General features: G+C 60.5%; 15 protein-coding genes. 5 read left to right on the forward strand and 10 right to left on the reverse strand.

Annotated elements, in window-relative coordinates:
* The first annotated feature begins 79 nt into the window (after window positions 1-79).
* The 3 genes from J9893_RS00690 to J9893_RS00700 all read left to right on the forward strand — a co-directional run bounded on the left by J9893_RS00690 (window position 80) and on the right by J9893_RS00700 (window position 4,371).
* The gene (locus J9893_RS00690; protein ID WP_210599827.1) at window positions 80-1,270 is read left to right on the forward strand and encodes an HD-GYP domain-containing protein; all 1,191 of its coding nucleotides are present in this window, start codon (window positions 80-82) and stop codon (window positions 1,268-1,270) included.
* A 266-nt stretch (window positions 1,271-1,536) separates the two neighbouring features.
* Window positions 1,537-2,430: an EamA family transporter gene (locus J9893_RS00695; RefSeq protein ID WP_010675306.1), complete on the forward strand. Its 894-nt coding sequence runs from the start codon at window positions 1,537-1,539 to the stop codon at window positions 2,428-2,430.
* Window positions 2,431-2,520: 90 nt separating this feature from the next.
* Window positions 2,521-4,371, forward strand: coding sequence for an extracellular solute-binding protein (locus J9893_RS00700; protein WP_225159936.1), 1,851 nt, complete (start codon window positions 2,521-2,523; stop codon window positions 4,369-4,371).
* A gap of 89 nt (window positions 4,372-4,460) precedes the next feature.
* Here the strand turns inward: J9893_RS00700 and J9893_RS00705 are convergent, their stop codons facing one another.
* Window positions 4,461-4,853 (reverse strand): DUF2750 domain-containing protein, encoded by a 393-nt coding sequence (locus tag J9893_RS00705; RefSeq protein ID WP_010675308.1) that lies wholly within the window; start codon window positions 4,851-4,853, stop codon window positions 4,461-4,463.
* A gap of 94 nt (window positions 4,854-4,947) precedes the next feature.
* Entirely contained in the window at window positions 4,948-5,496 is a 549-nt protein-coding gene (locus J9893_RS00710; RefSeq protein ID WP_045524136.1) for a hypothetical protein, read from the reverse strand.
* 246 nt (window positions 5,497-5,742) lie between these two features.
* Between J9893_RS00710 and J9893_RS00715 the strand changes: the two genes are divergently transcribed.
* Window positions 5,743-5,991, forward strand: coding sequence for a TIGR02647 family protein (locus J9893_RS00715; RefSeq protein ID WP_010675310.1), 249 nt, complete (start codon window positions 5,743-5,745; stop codon window positions 5,989-5,991).
* On the opposite strand, the gene J9893_RS00720 is transcribed toward J9893_RS00715, so the two are convergent.
* From J9893_RS00720 to J9893_RS00750, 7 genes are all read right to left on the reverse strand, one after another.
* Entirely contained in the window at window positions 5,978-6,289 is a 312-nt protein-coding gene (locus tag J9893_RS00720; protein ID WP_103260431.1) for a hypothetical protein, read from the reverse strand. The genes J9893_RS00715 and J9893_RS00720 overlap by 14 nt on opposite strands.
* A gap of 77 nt (window positions 6,290-6,366) precedes the next feature.
* Entirely contained in the window at window positions 6,367-6,576 is a 210-nt protein-coding gene (locus tag J9893_RS00725) for a cold-shock protein (RefSeq protein ID WP_005302803.1), read from the reverse strand.
* Window positions 6,577-6,782: 206 nt separating this feature from the next.
* Window positions 6,783-7,883, reverse strand: coding sequence for a dihydrolipoamide acetyltransferase family protein (locus tag J9893_RS00730; RefSeq protein ID WP_053288328.1), 1,101 nt, complete (start codon window positions 7,881-7,883; stop codon window positions 6,783-6,785).
* Between the two features lie 94 nt (window positions 7,884-7,977).
* Window positions 7,978-8,964 carry an alpha-ketoacid dehydrogenase subunit beta gene (locus tag J9893_RS00735; RefSeq protein ID WP_210599828.1) on the reverse strand — a complete coding sequence of 329 codons (987 nt, stop codon included), beginning with the start codon at window positions 8,962-8,964 and terminating at the stop codon, window positions 7,978-7,980.
* The gene (gene pdhA, locus J9893_RS00740; protein ID WP_210599829.1) at window positions 8,961-10,049 is read right to left on the reverse strand and encodes a pyruvate dehydrogenase (acetyl-transferring) E1 component subunit alpha; all 1,089 of its coding nucleotides are present in this window, start codon (window positions 10,047-10,049) and stop codon (window positions 8,961-8,963) included. Before pdhA ends, J9893_RS00735 begins: the two co-directional genes overlap by 4 nt.
* Window positions 10,050-10,320: 271 nt before the next feature.
* The gene (gene astE, locus J9893_RS00745; protein WP_210599830.1) at window positions 10,321-11,340 is read right to left on the reverse strand and encodes a succinylglutamate desuccinylase; all 1,020 of its coding nucleotides are present in this window, start codon (window positions 11,338-11,340) and stop codon (window positions 10,321-10,323) included.
* A 269-nt stretch (window positions 11,341-11,609) separates the two neighbouring features.
* Window positions 11,610-11,819 (reverse strand): DUF1127 domain-containing protein, encoded by a 210-nt coding sequence (locus tag J9893_RS00750; protein WP_010675316.1) that lies wholly within the window; start codon window positions 11,817-11,819, stop codon window positions 11,610-11,612.
* 531 nt (window positions 11,820-12,350) lie between these two features.
* Here J9893_RS00750 and J9893_RS00755 point away from each other — a divergent pair.
* On the forward strand, window positions 12,351-13,244 hold the full coding sequence (locus tag J9893_RS00755; protein WP_052814709.1) for a DNA replication terminus site-binding protein: 894 nt from the start codon (window positions 12,351-12,353) through the stop codon (window positions 13,242-13,244).
* A 78-nt stretch (window positions 13,245-13,322) separates the two neighbouring features.
* Here J9893_RS00755 and J9893_RS00760 read toward each other — a convergent pair.
* Window positions 13,323-13,621 (reverse strand): C-terminal helicase domain-containing protein (locus J9893_RS00760; RefSeq protein ID WP_210621908.1); only part of this gene is annotated, 299 nt, incomplete at its 5' end.

Here is a 13,621-nt window from a genome sequence, read left to right on the forward strand (position 1 = left end):
CCTGACGCCATGATGTGCCAGTGATAGACTGCCGTCAGCAGACCGACATCACACATAATAATAAGCCCAGGATGTACCCATGAAGCCGACGAAGTCTCACCCCGTCATCCCCGTCAGCCAGTTGAAACCTGGCATGTATGTCATTGCCATTGTCAGCCAGACCGGCGCCATGGAAATTGCCCAGACGGGCATGGTGACCAACCCTCAACAGGTGGAGGCGCTGATCCGGCGCGGCGTGCTGACGGTGCGGGTGGATCTTGCCCGCAGCAAGCTGCCGGGAGGGGGCACGGCAAGCCCGGCGGATGTGGTGACAAACGGGGCGGGCTCCTCTCGTCAGATCGGCAGTGGTGAAGGGCGCGAGCTCAAGATCCGTCGGCTCTATCAGGAAGCGCGCGAACTCCAGGGCAAGTTCATTCGCCATCTCAAGGCCGGTGAGCCCATCGACATCACGCCCCTTGCCGCCGTGGCCGAAGAGATGGTCGATACCATGTTCACCCACGGCGATGCCATGCTCTGTTTGGCGCGGATCCGTGCCAAGGATGCCTACCTGATGGAGCACTCCATGAATGTCGCCATCCTCCTGGCGAACTTCGGCCGCTATCTGGGGCTGGATCGCAGCGTGCTCAAGGAGCTGACCCTGGGTGGCCTGCTCCACGACGTGGGCAAGATCATGACCCCGGACGAGGTGCTCAACAAACCGGGCAAGCTCACCGATGAGGAGCTGGAGGTGATGCGCGAGCACGTCATCCACAGCCACGACATCCTGGCCGCCACCGCCGGCATCACCCCCATCATGCTGGAAGTCGCTTCCAATCATCACGAACGGATCGATGGCACCGGCTACCCGCGGCGCCTCAAGGGGGATCAGCTCTCCCTCTACACCCGCATGAGTGGCATCGTCGATGTCTACGATGCGGTGACGGCAGACAGGGTCTACAAACAAGGCATGCAGCCTACCCAGGCGTTTCGCATTTTGCTCAAGGGGGTTGATCTGCATTTTGATGCCGACCTGGTGACCAAATTCATCAAGTGCATGGGGGTCTATCCGGTGGGCACCCTGGTGCAGCTCTCCAACCAACGTTTGGCTGTCGTAATGCAACGCAATGAACAACAACCGCTCAAGCCCGTGGTCAAGGTGATCTATCACGCCGGTCGTCGACACTATCTCGATGTGCAGTGGCTGGATCTCGCTAAGAAAGGGGTTCAAGAGACCATAGAGAGCACGGTGGACCCCAAGGAGTTTGGCATCAACCTGGCCAACTTCGTCTAACCTGTCCGGCTTGTTGACGGCTGCTCGCGGCAATGGTGTTCGCTGAGCCAGCGCACCGCGCGGCGCAAGTCTTCACCATGGAATACCTCCGGTTAGCCATCGACGCCAACCCGTCAATCGGGGCGCTCACTTTTTAGCTTAGCCCGCCCGCGCTCGCCCGGTGTGCAGGTAGACACCTGCGCCCTTGACGGTGCCCACCCTGTAGCAGGTATGCTCGACCCCTTCGGCGCCCTGCCGTGCGGGCGCCGCTCAAACAAGGATGCCGCATGCAAACCAAGGACAAGTGTCTGGCCGCCCTGGTCATTCTCTGCTGGGGACTCAACTTCGTCGCCATCAAGTGGGGGCTGGAAGGCATCCCCCCACTGCTGCTGGGAGCACTGCGTTTCGTCGGAGTCGTCTTCCCGGCCATTCTGCTGGTCCCCAGGCCTGCCATGCCCTGGCGCTGGCTGCTGGCCTATGGCGGTGCGATCAGCCTGGGCCAGTTTGCCTTCCTGTTCTGCGCCATGAAATTCGGCATGCCCGCCGGCATGGCCTCCCTGGTGCTGCAATCCCAGGTGGTCTTCACCCTGCTGTTCGCCATGATCTGGCTCGGAGAGCGCTGGCAGCCCCACCACTGGGTGGCACTGCCGCTGGCGGGAGCAGGTCTTTATCTCATTGCCACCCATGGCGAGGGCAACCTCACCCTCATCGGGTTTGTGCTGACGCTGTGCGCAGCCGCCTGCTGGGGCCTTGGCAACGTCATCAATCGCCAGATAGGTCTGCGCTATCGCACCTCTCTGCCGAGCCTGGTCGCCTGGGGCGGGCTGGTGCCCATCCTGCCCTTCTTCGCGCTCTCCTGGCTGTTCGAGGGGCCCGAACTCATCGCAAGCAGCCTGCTCAACATCCGTTGGCAGGGCGTCTTGTGCGTGCTCTATCTCTCGTTTATCGCCACCTGGCTCGGTTATGGCCTGTGGGGGAGGCTGCTGATGCGCTATCCGGTGGCCCAGGTTGCCCCCCTCTCCCTGCTGGTGCCCTGTGTCGGCATGGTGGCCGCCGCCCTGCTGCTCGATGAACACCCCACTCCCCTGCAATGGCTGGGCTCGGGTCTGGTGCTGCTCGGCTTCGTGGTGCATCTGCTGGGGGGCAAGATGCGCTTCTTGAAGACCCAAACCGAGGATTGACCTCGCCCGGGAAACTTCCCATCATGGGTCAGGCCCTCTTGGGCCCACCCCGTTATTTCGGCAGGATGCCATCATCAGGAGAGCAAGGACATGCGTCATCCGTCACTTTCGATCATTCCCTCTTTACCAGGCATCATGCGGGTCACGGCCATGCTGCTCCCCTTCTGCTGGAGCCCGTTCGGCTGGAGTGCCACCCTGCCGGCAGATCTCAAATGGGAGAGCAACGACACCGACCCCGTCTATGCAGACCCCGAGGCCAAGCGAGGCGGCACCTTCCGGGATTTCATGTCGAGCTTTCCGCTCACCTTGCGCAAATACGGGCCGGATTCCAACGGCGGTTTTGCAGCCTACGTGCGCGAGACCAACCTGCCGCTCCTGAGCACCCATCCCGTGACGCGTAATCCCATCCCCATGCTGGCCAACCAGTGGGCTTTTGGCACGGATAACAAGACGCTCTATTTTCGCATCAACCCCAAGGCCCGCTGGTCGGACGGCCAGCCCGTCACTGCGGATGACTGGGTCTTCACCCTCAAGATGATGCGCAGCAAGGAGATCAACGACCCCTGGTACAACAACTACTACAGCACCCAGATAAGCGAAGTGACCAAGTTTGACGATCACACCCTCGCCATCACCAGCGGCACCGAGAAGAGCCGGGAAGATCTGCTCGAAGCTCTCCCCTTCACCCCGGAGCCCAGCCACGCCATCAAGCTGACCGCCAACTGGGTCAAGGAGTACAACTGGAAGGTGCTGCCGGTCACCGGCCCCTACCAGATTGGCGAGCTCAAGAAGGGCAAGTCGGTTACCTTCGACCGGGTCAAGGATTGGTGGGGGAACGACGAGCGCTACTTCCAGCACCGCTTCAATCCGGATCGCATCGAGATCAAGGTGCTCAGGGATCAGAACATCGCCTGGCAGCACTTCCTGCGCGGTGAGCTCGATACCTTCCCCCTCGTGATGCCCAACTGGTGGCACGACAAGAGCAAGACCGCCGAATTCGAGAAGGGCTATATCGAGCGGCTCTGGTTCTACAACCAGACGCCTCAGCCCCCCATGGGGCTCTATCTCAACACCGCCGATCCCTTGCTGAGCAATCTCGACGTCAGACTCGGCATCCAGCACGCCCTCGCCCTGGACAAGATGATCGCGACTTTGCTGCGGGGGGACTACCAGCGTCTCAACACCTATGGCTCGGGCCAGGGAGAGTTCACCAATACCGACCTCAAGGCGCGCCCCTTCGATCCCGCCCTTGCTCGCGAATTCTTTGCCAAGGCGGGCTTTACCAAGACCGGACCGGATGGCATCTTGCGAAACGACAAGGACCAGCCCCTCTCCCTCAGCATCACCTACACCACGGCGGAACATGCCCAGCGTCTCACCCTGCTGCGGGAAGAGGCGAAAAAGGCGGGGCTCAACCTCGAGCTCAATCTGATGGATGCGTCTGCCGGCTTCAAATCCATGCTGGAGAAAAAACACCAGAGTGCCTGGATGGCCTGGAGCGGTGGTCGTTATCCCGCCTATTGGGAACACTTCCACAGGGTCAATGCCAACAAGCCCCAGACCAACAACATCATGAACATCGATGACGACAGGATCTCAGCCCTGGTGGAGCAATACGACAAGGCGTTCGATTTCGGCAAGAAGGCCGACCTCTCCCGCCAGATCCAGGAGCGACTCTATGAGCTCGCCAGCTTCGTCCCCGCCTATCAGGTGCCCTATACCCGGGCCGGCGCCTGGCGCTGGATACGCCTGCCCAAGGTGCCGGCAACCCCCCAGAGCGACTTGCTCTACTGGCCCCTCGACGGCTCCAACTCGGGTTACAGCTTTGGCGGCCTGCTCTGGATTGACGAAGCGGCAAAGGCGCAGACCCGGGCCGCCATCAAAGGGGGGCAGACCTTCCCGCCAGTGACCATCACGGATACCACCTACCAGCAAAAATAGGGCAGCTGGCACCGTCGGCCCTAAAACAAAAGACCCCGCACATTGGCGGGGTCTTTGTTACAACCGGGATGGCACCAGGCAGAGGGCGCTCAGCCGCGTTTGGCCTGCTTTTGCGCAATGGCGTCGGCGACGTCGGCCGGGTCCAGCACAATGCCTTCCTGATCCGGCGTCGGGAACACGGCCACGCAGAGATCATCCTGCTCCATGCCGTCCACCCAGCGATCCAGCCACACCTTGAGGGTGATGGACTGCGGCTTGCACTCGGCCCACTCCCCTTCGGCCCAGGCCTTGGCGTAGTCGGGATGCGGCCATACCGGGATGCAGTCTTCCTCTTCGGTCGTCAGCATCATGACGCCGTGTTCGTCGGTCAGGACAAACAGCTCTTCGTGCTCGACCAGCTTGCTGATGAAGTGATCAAAGCGGTAATCGGCGTTCAGTTGCAGCGCGGCATTGCGCTCGGTGTCGCTAAGTTCATAGCTCATCGGTCAAGTCTCTCGTTCAATAAAGGGCGACATGTTCACATCTTGCCGACCCCTTGTCCAGCAGGAGTAATAGGTCATCCGTCTTTCCATCGCCTCACCCCAGCTCGGGGGTCAACAGCCGGAGTCCCGCGGTCTCACCCAGTCGCTCCCTCAGCCAATAGGCGGACTCCACTTCCACAAAGCAGAGCTGATCCCGCCCCGCAGCGACCCCCACCATGATCTGCTCAAGCCGTGCTTGCTGGGCGGCACTCCAGGCAGCAACCAGCTTGCCGCCATGGGCCTCGTCCACCACCTCGCGGCGCAGCTCGAACAGGTTATCGGTGATCGGGCTGTTTATCTTGCTCGGGTGGCGCCAGTACATCTGCAGGTTGTCCAGCATCTCCTCATCGTAACTTGCCAGCGCATCGAGCTCCGGCGTCTCTTTGCTCTGGGCCGCGAATTCACACCAGCCTGCCGACAAGGTAGCCAGACTCTGGGCATCCTTGCCATGCTGACGCAGGGTCGTCACGTCTTCCCCGCGAATGGCCGGCAGCCAGAGATCTCCTTGATGTTGCGCTAGGAGAGGGAGCAGCAAGGAGGGAGCATAAACAGGAAAACGGGGACCCAGAGAGTGCAGCAGAGAGACCAGAGTGACAGTGATCATGAGACGCGCCTTGAACAAGATGACCTGGCATCACGCCTGGTCATGAGGGTGAACGAGGGTGCCATTCTAGCATGTTTGCCTTGCTGGGGGCGTTTGCGTCCAGCCGGACCGGTGATAGATAGCGTCCAAAAAAGCAGCGTTTGAACCAGAGCGGCCCCGATAAAGGCCAATTGTTTGAGCCAGCGCCCACTAAAGAGGCACCGGGGATGCTAGGTTGCATACATCTTTAGCGTAAGGAGTGCATCCATGAGTGGGATCAACCAGGTTTCTGACGATTTTGTGAATGAGCTGAAAATACTGGCGTGTTTTGATCCGGCCAACATGAGCCTGGGGATCAAGCTGCGCAGCGACATGTCGGAAGCGCTTTGCCAGGCGGCAGCGCGCCTGCACAGCCAGGGCCTGATCACCGCGGCAGATGGCGGCTATCTGACCCCTTTCGGCATGACCATGCTGGAGCATCTCCAACACCTGCTGGTCGCACTCAAGCCGAATTGAGCGGTTGTGGTGCCCAGAGCGAGAAGTTGAGCAACTCCCAGCGCTCTCCTTGTCGCAGCAGACAAGCAAACAGCAAAGGACCTTCGGGTCCTTTTATCTTGCCATCGACCAGCCACTCTCCCGCCCGTTTTGGCACCGGCTGTACCCTGATCTCATCGGGTTTCACCGCGTTTCCCAGGCGAACATGTACAAACTGTTGACACACGGACACGGCATCATTCACCGCAGGATCCGGCGTTGGCGGGCTGGCCTGACCGGTCAACGCCACGGTCAGCAAGAGGGATGCGAGCAGGGTCATGACGCGTATTGATGAAGCCATGAAAACAAAAAGCCGTGGCACCAGAGGTACCACGGCTTTCTTAAATTCTGCAAGAATTACAGAGCAGTTACGTTCTCAGCCTGCGGGCCTTTTTGACCTTGGGTCACAGAGAACTGTACGCGCTGACCTTCAGCCAGGGTACGGAAGCCGTTACCTTGGATAGCGCTGAAGTGAACGAAAACGTCCGGGCCGTTTTCTTGCTGGATGAAGCCAAAACCTTTGGTTTCGTTGAAAAACTTAACGGTACCGGTGATCATGTTAGACATATCTTTAAACCTGTATTCAAAATAATTACTTATGCTTTTCAGCGGGTAAAGCTCAAAAAACGGGATTACTTATGAACAACAGGAAAAGATGTAAAACATCATATTCATTGACATAACTATCGCCTTTTCAAGCTGGTTAACATTATACGTGCCTTTGTCGATTACGCAAACAAATTTGTACCCCGCCAGCGGCGGGGTACAGCGGGTCAGACCTGCGCCGACTCCAGTGCCTGGACCAAGGCTTTGAGGAAGCGAGCCGCCTCTCCACCGGTGCAGGCTCTGTGGTCAAACGTCATCGACAAGGGAAGTGCACGCACCGGGCGCGCCTCACCGTGGATGAACACCACCTTCTCGAACAACTTGCCCGCACCTATGATGGCCACCTGGGGTGGTGTGACGATGGGGCTGGCGTAACGGCCAGCGATGGCGCCAAAGTTGGTGAGGGTGATGGTTGCCCCCTGCAGCATTTCCCGCGGCACGGCACGGGCCTTGACATCGGCGATCATCCGATCCAGTCCCTGCCGTATGTCAGCCGAGTCCCGTTCAGCCACGTTCTCCATCACGGGCACATAGAGCCCATGCTTGGAGTCAACCGCGATGGCCACATTGACCTCCCTGAACAGACGCCGCGACAGGGTCTCTCCGTCAAACCACGCATTCATGGAGGGTTCGGCCCGACACGCCACGCCGATCGCCTTGATAAGGCGCACAGTCACATCTTCATCCGGGCGCCAGTGGCGCAAGTCCACTTCGTCGGTGATGCTCACCGGCACCACAGTCCGGTGCGAGAGCTCCATCGCCTTGGCCATGGCCCGGCGCGAGCCTTTCAGGAATTCGTTGCCGCTCTCCTGCTGGGCCTCGAACGCCTGCTGCACATCCTGCTCGGTCACCATGCCAGCGCTGCCGGTTCCCTTGACCTTGTCGATGTCCAGCCCCAGTTTTTGCGCCAGCAGACGGACCGCTGGCATGGCTTGCACCAACGTACCGCCGGGCGCCATGGCCCCCACCACGAAATGATCCTCGATATGCTGCTGATGGGCGCTGACCTTGCCAACGACGGTGCCGTCATCCTCGCCCCCTTCAAACTCCACCAACGGTGCCCCGATGTGGAGGATGTCCCCCTCCTGCCCGCACAATCTGGCGATGACCCCGGCCACCGGCGAGGGCACATCCACCAACGCCTTAGCCGTCTCCACCGACAGCAGTACCTGATCTACCTGCACCGTATCACCGGCGCTCACCTTCCACTCGACGATCTCGGCCTCGGCCAGTCCTTCGCCCAGATCCGGCAATTTGAAAAATTTCATGACCTGCTCTCCCTCTGCTGGGACATCACCAAACATTGACAGACACCATGGAGCCCTGTGGCCTAGGCACTTGCGCATCCGTACCTGTCGCGCGTCATAGCCACTGGTTCTCCATCAGTTGCCGAGCTGCCTGCGCGATCTCCTGCTCGGTGATGAGGTAATACTCCTCGTTGCGATAGTAGGGGACGGCGGCATCCACGCCGGTGAGGCGTCTTGGCGGCGCCTTGAGGGCAGTCATCGCCTCTTCGGTCACCTGGGACACGATTTCGGCCCCCACCCCAAAACTGCCACAGGCTTCGTGTACTACCAGCAACCTCCCGGTCTTGCGTACCGAGGTCAGGATGCTCTCCATGTCCAGGGGTTTGATGGTGGCAAGATCCAGCACCTCGCACTGGATGTCCTGCTCCGCCAGCAGGTTCGCCGCCCGCATGACTTCCTGGATGCAGGCTCCCCAGGCCACCACAGTGATGTCCCGGCCGGGACGCAGGGTAAAGCAGACATCCAGCGGCAGGCCGATGCCGTCATCCACCACATCCGACTTCATGGAGCGATAAATGCGATCCGGCTCGAAGAACATCACGGGATCCGGATCCCGAATAGCCGACAGCAGCAGGCCGTAAGCTCGCTTCGGGCTCGAAGGGATAACGACCCGCAGCCCGGGGATATGGGCAAACAGGGCCTCGACGCTCTCGCTGTGGTGCTCGGGCGAATGGATGCCGGCGCCGTAGGGGGAGCGGTAGACGATGGGACATGTGACACGGCCACGGGTCCGGTTTCGCATCCGTGCCGCCTGGCAGATGATCTGCTCCATGCCCGGGAAGATGAAGCCCTGGAACTGGAATTCGGCCACGGGTTTGAGCCCCTGGGTCGCCATGCCCACCGCCACCCCGGCGATGAGCCCTTCGGCCAGCGGCGTATCGATGACCCGCTTGAACCCGAATTTATCGCGAAGCCCCACGGTGGCGCGAAACACACCGCCGTTGACCCCCACATCCTCCCCCAGTACCACCACATCAGGATCGCGTGCCATCTCGTGGTGCAACGCCAGATTGATCGCTTCGAGCAGCGTGACATCGCTCATAGTCCCTCCCCGCTCTGCAGCATGCCCTTGGCGATGATGCGCTGGCGCTGGGCAAGATAGGCCTTCGGCAGCTCGGCAAACTGGTAATCGAGCAGGGTCTCCGGCGCCTGGGGCGTGATGGCCTCGTAGGCGGCAACGGCGCGTTCCACTTCCCGGCCCGCCTCTGCCAGCAGTGCCTGTTCCTGCTGCTCATCCCACCAGTCCCGTTCAAACATGAACTGGCGCAGCCGCTTGACCGGTTCCCTGGCCCAGGCCGCTTCCACCTCGGCGCCGTCACGATAGCGAGTCGCATCATCGGCGGTGGTGTGATCCCCGAGCCGGTAGCTGACGGCTTCGATGAGCGTCGGCCCCTTGCCGCTGCGAGCCCGCTCGACGGCGGCGCGGGTCGCCTCATAGACCGCCACCACGTCATTGCCGTCCACCTGGAGGCTGCGCACCCCGGCCCCTATGCCCTTCTGGGCCAGGGTGGGCGCGCTCGACTGCAACTTGCGCGGCACCGAGATGGCCCACTGGTTGTTGTTGATGATCATCACCATGGGGAGATGCCAGACACCGGCACAGTTGAGCCCCTCGAGGAAGTCTCCCTTGGACGTGCCGCCATCGCCGATGGTCACCACGGCGACCCTGGGCTGGTTGCGCAGCTTGAAGGCGGCCGCGATGCCGGCAGCATGGGTGATCTGGGTGGCGATGGGAACGCAGATGGGCAAGTCTTCCGACAACTCGCCATCGGCCTTGTAGAAGACACTGCCCCGTTCATCGCCGCCCCAATACTGCAGGTTCTGCTCCATTGGCACGCCCCTCACGTAGAGAGTGGGCATGTCCCGGTAGTAGGGCACATAGACATCCTCTGGCTGCATGGCGAGCCCGACACCGATCCCCACCGCTTCCGCCCCGAGATGGGAGGGAAAGGTGCCGAGTTTGCCGGTTCGCTGCAGTGCTATCGCTTTCTTGTCGTAACTGCGCACCATCACCATGTTGCGGTAGAAGGTGTGCAGCATCGCCTTGTCCAGCCAGGTCGGCAGTGTCGCGACCGGGCGCCCCTCCTCATCGAGGTAACGAAGGAAGGGAATGTCGACATGGGTCATAACTGGCTCCTTGCCGTTGTCAGCGTCACCACCATGAGGTGACATTTAAAATGTAAACAACATGTTAACTAAAGAGCAACGAGATTCATCCAGGTAAGACCAGTAGAAACTTCTTTTATTTTCGAAGGTAATCGGAACTTTCGGCGAGCAGAAACAAAGAAGGGAGCCTGTTCAGGCTCCCTGTCATATCGAGTTCGGGATCACGCCCATCACCGTCATGCTGCTTGCCACCGCCCGTGGCGCAGGTTCAGCATGAGAAAAAGGCGTCAATTCACTCCCACAAACGGGTGGGTACTACCAGCAGCATGGTGCGCTGTCCGATAGCCACGTTGGCGTTGGGGAAGACCACCGCCTCCCGCGGTTTCTCTACCCTGTATTGCCGATCCCCATCTTCTGCCAGCACAAAACCCTGGGGAAATTCGGTGAAATTGTCCACATCGCTGGCAAACAGGAAGCGGAACTGCTCCGACTGCTTGTTGATCACCCGATCTATGGCAAAAAGGGTGAAGTCATCGGCTCGCCATGGCTCGAGGGCCACCTCATCCCGGGTCACCAGCTCCTGCAATGTCTGGCGCACCTCGATGAAGCGAGTCATGTCGTTTTCACCGAAAGGCCGCACCTTGCCCAGCTCCACCGTAAAGGCATGGGCGCCGTGCTGGTGCGAGCTGTAATAGCTGAAGGTGGTAGTCGGGCCGTTCGAGAGCAGTATGGTGCGCACGCCGCAGGCACCGAGGAAACGTACCTGCTCCTTGCAGTGGGGGCGTTCGTGGGGGAAGGGATAGACGGCAAACTTCTCGTGGCGCGAGCCGCGAATGGCGGTATGCAGATCGTAGTGGTAACGGGGCCTGCCCGAGTCGGCAAAGAAGCGGCTCACATACTGCTCCAGACGCATGGCACGGATGCGCTCCCGGTTGCACAGCCCCTCCCCCTTGCTGTGGGCGCCCGAGAAGAGGCGGTTCATGTTCTCTTCCACCTCCCTCACCCCCTGGTTCATGGCGGCGGGGTTGCCAAAGAGGAAGAGCACCCGGTGACGAACCTTGAGCTCCTCTGCGAGCAACCGGGTCAGCAACTGGTTGCAGATCTCGATGGGGGCGGTCTCGTTGCCGTGGATGCCGCAGGAGAGGACGATGTCCTTGTGCCCGGGTTGCCCCGCCTCGGAAGCGGGTTCCAGGCAGATCACGCCGGTATCCCACACGCTCACCCGGGTACCGTCGGTCAGATTGAAGGCGAAAGGCTCGAGCTGCCACTCATGGCGGCGCGTCAGGGCCAAAAAGTCATGCTGGGGAATCATCCGTCTCACCCTTTAGTCTGGAATGCCATGGCCGGATTATACGCAAGGCAACCGGGCTTAAAATCAGTTTTTAAACAAATTCAAACAGTAAGGATACAACAGTGGCGAGAATGAGTGACAACTCATGCAACAGGGTCAAGCGGGGGGAAACACGGGAGAGGGAAATCAGTGAACGGGTATCGGCAGGTGAAGGCAGCATGCCTTCGGCAGACGGGTGGGCAGAATGCCCCTGGGATCAGCAGAAAAACAAGGCATCCATGCCCGGCTGATCAACCACGCCAGAACGGCTTGGTGGTCTCTTGATAGCGGTCGGCTTCGTTCAGACCGATGTCCTTGAGCAGGTAGGCGGGCAGCTCGGAGAGCTGGCGACGGCTGCGGCTGCGTTCCAGCCAGGTCAGGACGGTCATCTTGACGCGAGCAACCAGATTCGATTCGCTGGAATGCTGGTAACCGGCTTCGGTATAAGTCATGTTGGCCATGATATGGCTCCTCTCTCTCGTTCTGCGCAAGGCTCGGATTTGATGCGCAAAGCTTAGTCAGGGCGGGGAGGTGCCTCAATTGACGAATTTTGATACATGACATTAGTAAAAGTAATGGTTGATATCGCCAGGGCAATAACCATAACCATATGATTTTAAAATGAAATAATGCTGAAACTTTCCCCCTTTCAACCTGGCAGCATTTTCTCCTGCGCCACCCACTTCTAACTATGCACTTTCCCACGCTAGCTATGCACGGCACGACGGCGAGTCAGCAGGGTGCAAACTCTCAGTCACCAGGTTTTGTTAACAAATAGATCGCAACAAGATCGTTATTTAACAAAAAGATACGAACAGGCAACCTGAACCGGATGCCCCCATGTCACCCCCATCGTCAGGGTGGCACCGGACACTTGGCACCCTGCCATCATACTGGTATGGTTATTTATACAGTGGTTTATCATGCTGCCTCCCCACGTTGTCCCGATACCATGCTGAACAGGGGGAGCGGCACACACACAGGATCTGCCGATGGACACCTTTACCCCCACCGCCGCCCTGCGTCAACAGATGGCCCTGCTGGAGGCGTCGCTGGCACGCCTTGCCCGGCAACTGGGCCAGCTCGACCTGCTGGAGGCTCATGTCTATCCCCTCCCGGCCGTGGCCCAGGGGGAAGAGCATGAGCCCATCGAGGCCATCGAGGTGGGCTATCTCTCGGGCGAGGCGGCCCTGGCCGCCACCCTCGCCGCCTTTCAGGACCACAGCGCCCGCCCCGGCTGCTCCACCAAGGCGACCCACCGTCTGCCCGGCTGGCTGCGCTTTCCTGCCGCCTGCGCCAGGGAGCTGGCCCCCGTCATCGAGGAGATCAACGCGCACAAGCTCGCCTTCAAGGCCATGGTCCAGGCGGCGGGCGGGCGGGACGAAAAGTTCGAGCTGGTGCACGGCGCCCTGCCCGGCGTCATCACCCTGCAGGTCTATCGCAAGCTGACCTGGCTTCAGGGGGATCTGCATTCGCTGGGCTTCACCTGGGCCGACAAGCAGAGCATCAGCCGCCTCAGCCAGGAGCAGGTACTGGAGATGCTGGAGCGCAGCCGCCGGTATGTACCGGCGCTCTTTGACAACGAAGAGTGGAGCAAGATGGTGGATCAGGAGGTATACGACATTCGCCGCCTGCCGGCGGATGCGGCCCTGCGGATCCGCAGGCCGGTCAAGACCCACCCCATGATCAACCTGCTCTGGCAGGACCGGGAGCCCCGCAAGCAGCAGATCAAGGCGAGCCTTCCCCTGCTGCTCTGCTCCGATACCCAGCCGGCCGTCACCCATCTGGGCCACTACCCGCCCAAGCTGCGCCAGGCACGTCGGGATCGCAAGATTGGCGGTGACCCCATCATAGAGCGGCTGCACCTCTACCTCTATCAGGGGTAGCGCAGGCTCGGCACCGCCACAAACGACAAGGGGAGCATCACGGATGCTCCCCTTGTCACATCGAGCGACAGCCCGCCGTCAGCTCATCAGCAGTGCCCGCAGGCTCTCCACATCCAGCCCCTTCACCTCGGACTGGCCGCTCAGGAGGCCGTCGGCCAGTGCTCGCTTCTCGTCGTGCAGCGCCACTATCTTCTCCTCCACCGTCTGCTCGCACACCAGGCGATAGACGGTCACCGGCTGGGTCTGGCCCATGCGGTGTGCCCGATCGCTCGCCTGATCCTCCACCGCCGGGTTCCACCAGGGATCGAGGTGCAGCACGGTGTCGGCCTGGGTCAGGTTGAGGCCCGTCCCCCCCGCCTTGAGGCTGATGAGGAAGA

The organism is Aeromonas sp. MaB10011B (genome assembly GCF_017939325.1).
GTDB lineage: Bacteria > Pseudomonadota > Gammaproteobacteria > Enterobacterales > Aeromonadaceae > Aeromonas > Aeromonas caviae.

Excerpts from the sequence above, each read along its gene's own strand:
- J9893_RS00720 (WP_103260431.1), bottom strand. The coding sequence starts at position 6,289 with ATGACCCTGCTCGCATCCCTCTTGCTGACCGTGGCGTTGACCGGTCAG.
- J9893_RS00750 (WP_010675316.1), bottom strand. The coding sequence starts at position 11,819 with ATGGCCAACATGACTTATACCGAAGCCGGTTACCAGCATTCCAGCGAA.
- pdhA (WP_210599829.1), bottom strand. The coding sequence starts at position 10,049 with ATGACCCATGTCGACATTCCCTTCCTTCGTTACCTCGATGAGGAGGGG.
- J9893_RS00715 (WP_010675310.1), top strand. The coding sequence starts at position 5,743 with ATGAGTGGGATCAACCAGGTTTCTGACGATTTTGTGAATGAGCTGAAA.
- J9893_RS00700 (WP_225159936.1), top strand. The coding sequence starts at position 2,521 with ATGCGTCATCCGTCACTTTCGATCATTCCCTCTTTACCAGGCATCATG.
- J9893_RS00735 (WP_210599828.1), bottom strand. The coding sequence starts at position 8,964 with ATGAGCGATGTCACGCTGCTCGAAGCGATCAATCTGGCGTTGCACCAC.
- J9893_RS00730 (WP_053288328.1), bottom strand. The coding sequence starts at position 7,883 with ATGAAATTTTTCAAATTGCCGGATCTGGGCGAAGGACTGGCCGAGGCC.
- astE (WP_210599830.1), bottom strand. The coding sequence starts at position 11,340 with ATGATTCCCCAGCATGACTTTTTGGCCCTGACGCGCCGCCATGAGTGG.
- J9893_RS00690 (WP_210599827.1), top strand. The coding sequence starts at position 80 with ATGAAGCCGACGAAGTCTCACCCCGTCATCCCCGTCAGCCAGTTGAAA.
- J9893_RS00725 (WP_005302803.1), bottom strand. The coding sequence starts at position 6,576 with ATGTCTAACATGATCACCGGTACCGTTAAGTTTTTCAACGAAACCAAA.
- J9893_RS00710 (WP_045524136.1), bottom strand. The coding sequence starts at position 5,496 with ATGATCACTGTCACTCTGGTCTCTCTGCTGCACTCTCTGGGTCCCCGT.
- J9893_RS00755 (WP_052814709.1), top strand. The coding sequence starts at position 12,351 with ATGGACACCTTTACCCCCACCGCCGCCCTGCGTCAACAGATGGCCCTG.
- J9893_RS00695 (WP_010675306.1), top strand. The coding sequence starts at position 1,537 with ATGCAAACCAAGGACAAGTGTCTGGCCGCCCTGGTCATTCTCTGCTGG.
- J9893_RS00705 (WP_010675308.1), bottom strand. The coding sequence starts at position 4,853 with ATGAGCTATGAACTTAGCGACACCGAGCGCAATGCCGCGCTGCAACTG.